The following is a 7,453-nucleotide window of genomic DNA, read 5'->3' as shown; positions in this document are numbered from 1 at the left end:
CCCGCAGCAGACGCTGCCACCAGGTCAAGCAAACCGCAGGCTGGACCGTCACCCAGCCCAAGCCCGGCTGGCACCAGTGGACGACCCCGACCGGCCGCACCTACACCCAGGAACCCTGGCGCTACACGGCGTAAGGCGACGGCGTAAGGAGACGGCGCAGGGACAAGGCCCGGCGACGCAGTGTGGAGGCAGGCATGATGCCTCGAGCCTGCCGTCCCTAGACTTGAGCCATCTCTTGTCCCTGGAGGCGCACGCGATGACGGAACATCTGGAGATTGAGCAGAAGTTCGATGTGGACACCGGGTTCGAGCGGCCGTCTTTCGACGGCCTTGACGGGGTGAGCGCCGATCCGCCCGTGTTGTACCTGCTGTCCGCCACGTACTACGACACCGCGGACGGGCGGCTCGCGGCAAACAAGATCACGCTGCGGCGGCGGACCGGGGGCACGGACGAGGGCTGGCATCTCAAGCTGCCCGCCGGCGCCGGGGCCCGCCGCGAGATACGCGCGCCGCTTGCCGCGTCTGAGGAGGAGGTTCCCGATGAGCTCGCCTCACGGGTGGCCGAGGTCACCGAGGACCAGCCGATGAGTCCGATCGCCATCCTGGAGACCCAACGGACCGTGGTGACCCTCCGCGGCCGGGACGGGCAGACGGTCGCCGAGGTGGCCGACGACGTGGTGACCGCGCGGCGGCTGCCAGAGCGCGGCGAGCCGCTGCGGTGGCGGGAGATCGAGGTGGAGGTGCCGGCCGCCGATCCCCCGCTGCAGCGCGCCGCCGCCGACACACTGCTCGCGGCCGGCGCGCAGCCGGCCGGCCACGCTTCCAAGCTCGCCCGGGTGCTTAACGGCTGACTTTTCTCGTGTGTCACCTCTCTGATCTGGCCAAATGCCGGGCCTGCGGGCTCACAGCAGGAAAGGACCGTATTCTCAGAGGAAACCCATACGAAATTCTCGGGGTCGATCGTCGAGGTGCTTGCCATGCTGGGGGGAGTTGGTTTCCCCCGTCTACGAATGAGTGATCATGACGCCTGATGACTCGAGGGGCGCGCCGGACGGCGCCGTCTATCAGCAGGCCGCGGCGACAGCGACTGTCACGGCCACGCCCACGGCTGCGCCCGGACGCGGTGCGGGCACCACGCATGCGGACGGCACCGCGGTGCGGGTGCTGGTGGTTGACGACGAGCCGAGCCTCGCCGAACTGCTGTCCAGCGTCCTGCGCTACGAGGGCTGGTCCGTGCGGACCGCGGGCACCGGAGCCGAGGCGGTCAAGGCCGGCCGGGAGTTCCGGCCGGACGCGGTGGTGCTCGACATCATGCTTCCCGACTTCGACGGCATCGAGGTGATGCGGCGGCTGCGCGCCGAGATTCCCGGCGTCTGCGTGCTGTTCCTCACCGCCAGGGACGCGGTGGAGGACCGGGTCTCCGGGCTGACCGCGGGCGGCGACGACTACGTCACCAAGCCGTTCAGTCTCGAGGAGGTCCTGGCCAGGCTGCGGGGGCTACTGCGCCGGGCGAACCTGGCGCGGACGACAAGCGAGGGTGCGCTCATCGTCGCGGACCTGAGCATGGACGAGGACGCCCGCGAGGTTCGCCGCGGTGGCGAGCTGATCGACCTGACGGCGACCGAGTTCGAACTGCTCCGGTTCCTGATGCGCAACCCGCGCCGGGTGCTGTCCAAGGCGCAGATACTCGACCGGGTGTGGAACTACGACTTCGGCGGCCAGGCTCACGTGGTCGAGCTGTACATCAGCTACCTGCGCAAGAAGATCGACGCCGGCCGTGAGCCGCTCATCCATACCGTCCGCGGCGTCGGGTACGTGCTGAAGCCGGCGGGGTGATGACGTCGGCTAGCCGACTGCTCCCCCGCACGCTGCGGGGCCGGCTCATCGCCGGCCTTGTCGCGCTGCTCGCCATCGCCTCCGCATCGGTCGGCCTGGTCACCTACTTCGCCGTCCGCGGCGCGCTGACCCGCGAGATGGACAGGCAGCTGCAGACCGCGAGCACCCTGGCACGCAACTGCTGGGAGGGGCAGATCAACCATGGCGGCAACGGCCAGGACACAGAGCCTGATGGCGGGACGAGCCCCGGCACCGGGTCCGCCCCCGCGATCCCGGGGAATACCGCGGATTCAGGGAGCGGCGCCCCGTACGGCATCTCCAACAGCTGCCCAGGACTCGGCGAGAATACCTTCGTCGCCGTACTTGCCGACGGGCATTGGCACAGCTCCGCGGTGGGCGACTCGGACTTCGCCCTGTCGAGTGCCGACAAGGAACGCCTGGCCCAGATCCAGCCGTCGCCGCCGCCGGGCCCGGAGACGCCCGACGCGCCGACCACGACGCTCTACCTGAGCGGGCCCAATGGCACGTACGTGCTCACCGCGGTCCGCGACCCGGACGGTGACAAATCCGTCTACTACACCGGCCTGCCGCTGGCCGGAATGCACGACTTCCTCGGCGACGTCGCGCTTGCCGAGCTCGCCGTCTTCGGCGTGGTCCTGTTGCTGGCCGGCGTGCTCGGCACGCTGTGGGTCCGGTTCTCGCTGCGCCCGCTGCGCCGCGTGGCGACCACCGCGTCCCAGGTCGCCGAACTGCCGCTGGACTCAGGCGAGGTGTCGCTGCCCGCCGGGGTGCCAGACACCGACCCGGCCACCGAGACCGGCCAGGTTGGCATCGCGTTCAACCGGATGCTCGGGCACGTGGGCTCCGCGCTGAGGCGCCGGGCGGCGAGTGAGGCCCGGCTGCGCCGGTTCGCCGCCGACGCCAGCCACGAGCTGCGCACCCCGCTCGCCGCCATCCGCGGCTACGCGGAGCTTGCGCTGCTGCACCCCGGCGAGTCACCGGAAACGGTCACGCACGCGCTCGGCCGGGTGCTTTCCGAGTCGAAGCGGATGAGCGTTCTCGTCGACGACCTGCTGCTGCTCGCCCGCCTTGACGCAGGCCGCCCGCTCGACCGCGCACCGGTCGACATGACCCGGCTGGCCATCGAGGCGACAAGCGACGCCCAGGTCGCCCGGCCGGGACACCGCTGGCAGCTCGAACTGCCCGACGACTCCGTGCTCGTCCGCGGCGACGCGCACCGGCTGCATCAGGTCCTCGCCAACCTGCTGTCCAACGCCGGACGGCACACCCCGGAAGGCAGCACGGTCACCGTGCGGGTTAGCGAGACGCTGCCATGGACGCAGCCAAGCACTGTGCGGGGCGCCCCACCGACCTCGGTCAGCCGCGGCACGCTTCCGGCGACGCCGCGCCTTGTGCTCACCGTCACGGACAACGGCCCTGGCATACCCGCCGACCTGCTGCCCGAGCTTTTCGAGCGGTTCACCAGGGCCGACACGTCCCGGTCGCACGCCATCAACGCATCCTCCACCGGGCTCGGGCTGGCGATCGTGGACGCGGTGGTCGCTGCCCACCAGGGCTCGGTTGAGGTGACGAGCGAGCCCGGCATGACGCGGTTCACGATCGTGCTCCCGCAGCTCACCGAGGCCCGCCTCGCGGAACAGGGGCCCCGGCTTACCCCGGCGTCGTTACGGTTACTCCGGCGTCGGAACCGGCTCGGCCGACTCGGCGTCCGGTGCGGCTCCAGCCGTGGCGGGGGCCGCGCCGTCCTGCGTGTCGCGGGCCAGTGGCTGCAGCGGGCCCGGGCGCAGCAGGGCGCCCAGGATGACCGCGCCGGCGAGGAAGATGCCCATGCAGCACCAGAACACCGTGGTGTAGCCGTGGAGCACGCCCTGCGCCTGGACAATCGCGTTGGCGTGCTTGAGTGCCGCGTTGCTCGGCGCGCTGTGGACGAGGTGGCTCGCGATGTAGCTGGCCGTCGCGCTTGCCGCGATCGTGTTCAGCAGCGAGGTGCCGATCGCGCCGCCGAGCTGCTGCCCGGTGTTGACGGAGGCGGACGCCACGCCCGCGTCGCGCGGCGAGACGCCGTAGGTGCCGGTGTTCAACGCGGTGGAGAACATGAACCCCATGCCCACGCCGGTGATCATCAGCGGACCGAGGATGTCGCCGACGTAGTCGCCCTTGAGCCCGATGTGCGTCAGCCAGAACTGGGCGCCTGCTAGCAGCAGCATGCCCGCGATCACGATCGGCCGCGGGCCGACCCGCGGCAGCAGCACGATGTTGGACACGTTCGCCGAGACCGCGATGCAGACCACCATGGGCAGGAACGCCAGCCCGCTGACCACAGGCGAGTACCCGAGCGACACCTGCATGTAGTAGGTAAGGAACAGGAAGATGCCGAACATGCCCGCGCCGGTGATCAGGATCGCGAGATAGGCGCCGCCGCGGTTGCGGTCGAGCACCACCCGGGGCGGCAGCAGCGGATGGTCGGTACGGCCCTGCCAGACGGCGAAGGCGATGAGCAGCAGCACGCCCGCGATGAGGAAGCCCCAGCACGACGGGGTGGACCAGGAGTGCAGCGCCGCGTTGGAGAACCCGTAGACGAGGCAGAAGACGCCGGAGGAAACCATGACCACGCCCGGCACGTCGAGCCGCCCGCCGACGACGCGAGCCTGGGGCTTGAGCAGCAGCAACCCGCCGACGACCGCGGCGCCGGCGAAGACCAGGTTGATGTAAAGGCACCAGCGCCACGACAGGTACTCGGTCAGCACACCGCCGAGCAGCAGCCCGACCGCGCTGCCCGCGCCGGCGATCGCGCCGTAGATGCCGAACGCTTTGCCGCGCTCCTTCGAGTCGCTGAACGTCGTGGTCAGCAGGGAAAGGGCCGCGGGCGCCAGCATCGCGCCGAACACGCCCTGGCAAGCGCGCGCGGTGACCAGCATCGCGAAGCTCACCGATGCGCCACCGATGGCGGACGCGACGGCGAAGCCGATCAGGCCGGTGATGAACATCACCTTGCGGCCGATCAGGTCGGCCAACCGGCCGCAGAACAACAGCAGGCTGCCGAACGACAGCGCGTACGCCGTCACTATCCACTGCCGGTCCGCGTTGCTGAAGCCCAGTGCCTTCTGCGCCGACGGAAGTGCCAGGTTCATCACGGTCACGTCCAGCACGACCATGAGCTGCGCGAGCCCGATGACCACCAGGATCAGCCAGCGCCGCGGATCCGGCTCCGCGGCCTTTGGCATCGGGACGCTTGCCTCGGACATACCAACCGCCAATCTGGAGGATATGATTCCGGTTATTTGCCGAGGATAACACGAAGCGGAGGCGTCGCCTCCGATAGGGGTTACCCTATAGAGATGACGGTTCGAGCCGAAGAAACGTCAGGCGCAGGCGAGCGCCCGCCGCGCCTCGACGCGGACGTGCGCCCGCTCCGCCGCGATGCCGAGCGCAACAGGCAGCGCATCCTCACCGCGGCCGCCGAGGTGTTCACCGAACGCGGCCTCGACGCGAGCCTGGACGAGGTGGCACGCGCGGCCGGCGTCGGCGTCGGCACCGTCTACCGGCGCTTCCCCGACAAGGAGTCGCTCATCCGCGAGCTGTTCCGCGAGCGGATCGACGCCCTCGTCACGGTGGCGGAACAGTGCTGCACGGCCGCGGACCCATGGCAGGGCCTCGCCTCCTACCTCGAGTTCGCCGCCGCCGCCATGGCAGGGGACCTGGCGCTACGCCAGCTGATGATGTTCGGCACCTACGACCGCGACCAGGTGTGCTACGCACGGGACAGGATGCGCCCGGTGATCACCAGGCTGGTGCGGCGCGCGCAGGACTCGGGCGACCTGCGGACGGACTTCGAGGCGACGGACGTGAAGATGATCGCGTTCATGCTCGGCTCGGTCGCCGAGTACGCCGCCGCCGTCACCCCGCAGGTCTGGCGGCGCTACCTCGGCATGCTCCTGGACGGCCTCCGGCCGTCCAGGGACGCTGTCGCGGCGCTGCCGCAGCCCGCACCGAGCGCGGACGAGCTCGGCGAGCTGATGCGTCCGCGCGGTCAGCGCACTGCGCCCCGGCGCCCGTAGGCACTGCGCCCCGCCCTGCCCCCCAAGCGCACGTGCATCCGCACGAGATTTCCACCCGTGCATTGTCTGTTGCATTATCGGCGTGCACTAATGGTGTGCATAAGCATCAATTCAAGCCCTTCTGGGCGCCGATGCACGTGCATACGCACGATGGTAGCGCGCCCGTGCATCCAGCAATGCTCATTTGCTATTGAAAAGCGCGAAATCGGTTGCTAACCAAGGCTGCCGCACCCATCCTGACCTGTGTCTTTGACAATTTAGTCGCCTTTTCGATCATCGGGTGTACACAGCACGCCAGACACGCTATAGGCTTAACACATACGGACACCGGCACCGTCTGGCGTTTTCGCCAGAGGCGAATATGGTCCCCCGCCGACGGTGACGAGTTCTCGTCGAGTTCCCCCTACCTCGACCCTGGAGTTCTGGTCCATGACTTACGGCAACGGCGTGCGAGATGACACTCAGCAGCTGCGCGACATCCAAGACCTGATCGCCAAGCTCGAAGACGTCAACAGGAAACTCGCGCTCCCCGGCGGTGCGGTGTCGATGTCAGGGACCGTGCCCGGCGACGGGGTCCAGGCCGACGCGTCCGGCGCCTAGCTAGCCGTTGTACGAGACGGACCTCGACAGGGCGCGGATCAGCTGCGCCGAGCGCGACGGGGTGAGCGCCGCCGCACGGAGCCTGTCGAAGGCCCGCTGGTAGCGGACGAGCTCCTCCCGGCCCTGCAGGCTGATCCCGCCGGACAGCGCGGCCAGGTGAATGACCCCGATCTCCGGCGCCTCGGCGAACCGCAGCAACGTCATCGAACCGCACCCCGCGGCCGCCATCGCGCCGGCCGCGAACGGCAGCACCCGCAGCGAGACCTGGCAGCGTTCCGCCGCCGCGCCGCCCTCGGGCAGGCCGTCCGCATACCCGGTCGCGGCGATTGCCGCCAGCCTGCCGAGCTGCTCGCGCATCACCCGCGGCGCGCCGACCGTCTGCCGCAGCGCCCCCTCCGTGACCACGACGTCGAGGTCGGGTGCCCGCCCGGCCATCACGATCCGCTGCCTGTTGAGCTTGACCTCCATGGCGTGCGCCCGCTGCTCGTCGCTGCCGTAGCGGGCATCGGCGGCGGCCACCGCACGCATGTAATCCTGGGTCTGCAGCAGGTCGGGCACCTGGTTGGCCTCGTAGACCAGGATCTGCGTCGCGGCGATCTCCATGATCACGTAGTCCTGGCCGTCGGCGGTCAGCACGTCGCGATAGTCGAGCCACCAGCCACTCTCGCGGCCGCGGTGCGCGATGGCGAGCAGCGCCTGCTGCTCGGCGGCGGGCACGCTGTACTCGGCGAGCAGCTCGCGCAGCTCCTTCGGCCTGATGCCGCGCTCGCCCGTTTCGATCCTGCTGATCTTCGAGCGATCGCACTCAAGGATGCGTGCCGCCTCGTCCAGGTTCCAGCCGAGGTTCTCGCGGTACTCGCGCAGCGCCGAGCCGAGCAGCCGACGGCGGACGGGTGGGGTTCCGGTCATGGTGGCCTCCTCATGCGGGGAATGCGGGAA

At 69.7% G+C, this 7,453-nt stretch carries 6 protein-coding genes and 1 pseudogene; 5 read left to right on the top strand and 2 right to left on the bottom strand.

Features of this window, described 5'->3' with window-relative positions; genetic code table 11:
• Positions 1-256 precede the first annotated feature (256 nt).
• The 3 genes and pseudogenes from EAS64_RS28565 to EAS64_RS47215 all read left to right on the top strand — a co-directional run.
• Complete coding sequence (locus EAS64_RS28565; protein ID WP_145857970.1) at positions 257-850, top strand: CYTH domain-containing protein; 594 nt, start codon at positions 257-259, stop codon at positions 848-850.
• Between the two features lie 169 nt (positions 851-1,019).
• The gene (locus tag EAS64_RS28560) at positions 1,020-1,835 is read left to right on the top strand and encodes a response regulator transcription factor (RefSeq protein ID WP_145857968.1); all 816 of its coding nucleotides are present in this window, start codon (positions 1,020-1,022) and stop codon (positions 1,833-1,835) included.
• Positions 1,835-3,457: pseudogene (locus EAS64_RS47215) on the top strand (sensor histidine kinase); the annotation flags it as partial. The gene EAS64_RS28560 and the pseudogene EAS64_RS47215, both read left to right, overlap by 1 nt.
• Positions 3,458-3,526: 69 nt before the next feature.
• Here the strand turns inward: EAS64_RS47215 and EAS64_RS46190 are convergent.
• Positions 3,527-5,101, bottom strand: coding sequence for an MFS transporter (locus EAS64_RS46190; RefSeq protein WP_246115889.1), 1,575 nt, complete (start codon positions 5,099-5,101; stop codon positions 3,527-3,529).
• Between the two features lie 93 nt (positions 5,102-5,194).
• Between EAS64_RS46190 and EAS64_RS28545 the strand changes: the two genes are divergently transcribed.
• Together EAS64_RS28545 and EAS64_RS43875 are read left to right on the top strand one after the other, a co-directional pair.
• Positions 5,195-5,914 carry a TetR/AcrR family transcriptional regulator gene (locus EAS64_RS28545; RefSeq protein ID WP_145857966.1) on the top strand — a complete coding sequence of 240 codons (720 nt, stop codon included), beginning with the start codon at positions 5,195-5,197 and terminating at the stop codon, positions 5,912-5,914.
• 429 nt (positions 5,915-6,343) lie between these two features.
• Positions 6,344-6,514: a hypothetical protein gene (locus EAS64_RS43875; RefSeq protein ID WP_187366237.1), complete on the top strand. Its 171-nt coding sequence runs from the start codon at positions 6,344-6,346 to the stop codon at positions 6,512-6,514.
• Here EAS64_RS43875 and EAS64_RS28540 read toward each other — a convergent pair whose 3' ends face one another.
• Positions 6,515-7,423 (bottom strand): helix-turn-helix domain-containing protein, encoded by a 909-nt coding sequence (locus tag EAS64_RS28540; RefSeq protein WP_145857964.1) that lies wholly within the window; start codon positions 7,421-7,423, stop codon positions 6,515-6,517.
• Positions 7,424-7,453 lie beyond the last annotated feature (30 nt).

The organism is Trebonia kvetii (assembly GCF_007827045.1).
GTDB classification, from domain to species: domain Bacteria; phylum Actinomycetota; class Actinomycetes; order Streptosporangiales; family Streptosporangiaceae; genus Trebonia; species Trebonia kvetii.
This window is presented reverse-complemented; position numbering and strand designations above follow the sequence as displayed.

Excerpts from the sequence above, each read along its gene's own strand:
- EAS64_RS28540 (WP_145857964.1), bottom strand. The coding sequence starts at position 7,423 with ATGACCGGAACCCCACCCGTCCGCCGTCGGCTGCTCGGCTCGGCGCTG.
- EAS64_RS46190 (WP_246115889.1), bottom strand. The coding sequence starts at position 5,101 with ATGTCCGAGGCAAGCGTCCCGATGCCAAAGGCCGCGGAGCCGGATCCG.
- EAS64_RS43875 (WP_187366237.1), top strand. The coding sequence starts at position 6,344 with ATGACTTACGGCAACGGCGTGCGAGATGACACTCAGCAGCTGCGCGAC.
- EAS64_RS28565 (WP_145857970.1), top strand. The coding sequence starts at position 257 with ATGACGGAACATCTGGAGATTGAGCAGAAGTTCGATGTGGACACCGGG.
- EAS64_RS28545 (WP_145857966.1), top strand. The coding sequence starts at position 5,195 with ATGACGGTTCGAGCCGAAGAAACGTCAGGCGCAGGCGAGCGCCCGCCG.
- EAS64_RS28560 (WP_145857968.1), top strand. The coding sequence starts at position 1,020 with ATGACGCCTGATGACTCGAGGGGCGCGCCGGACGGCGCCGTCTATCAG.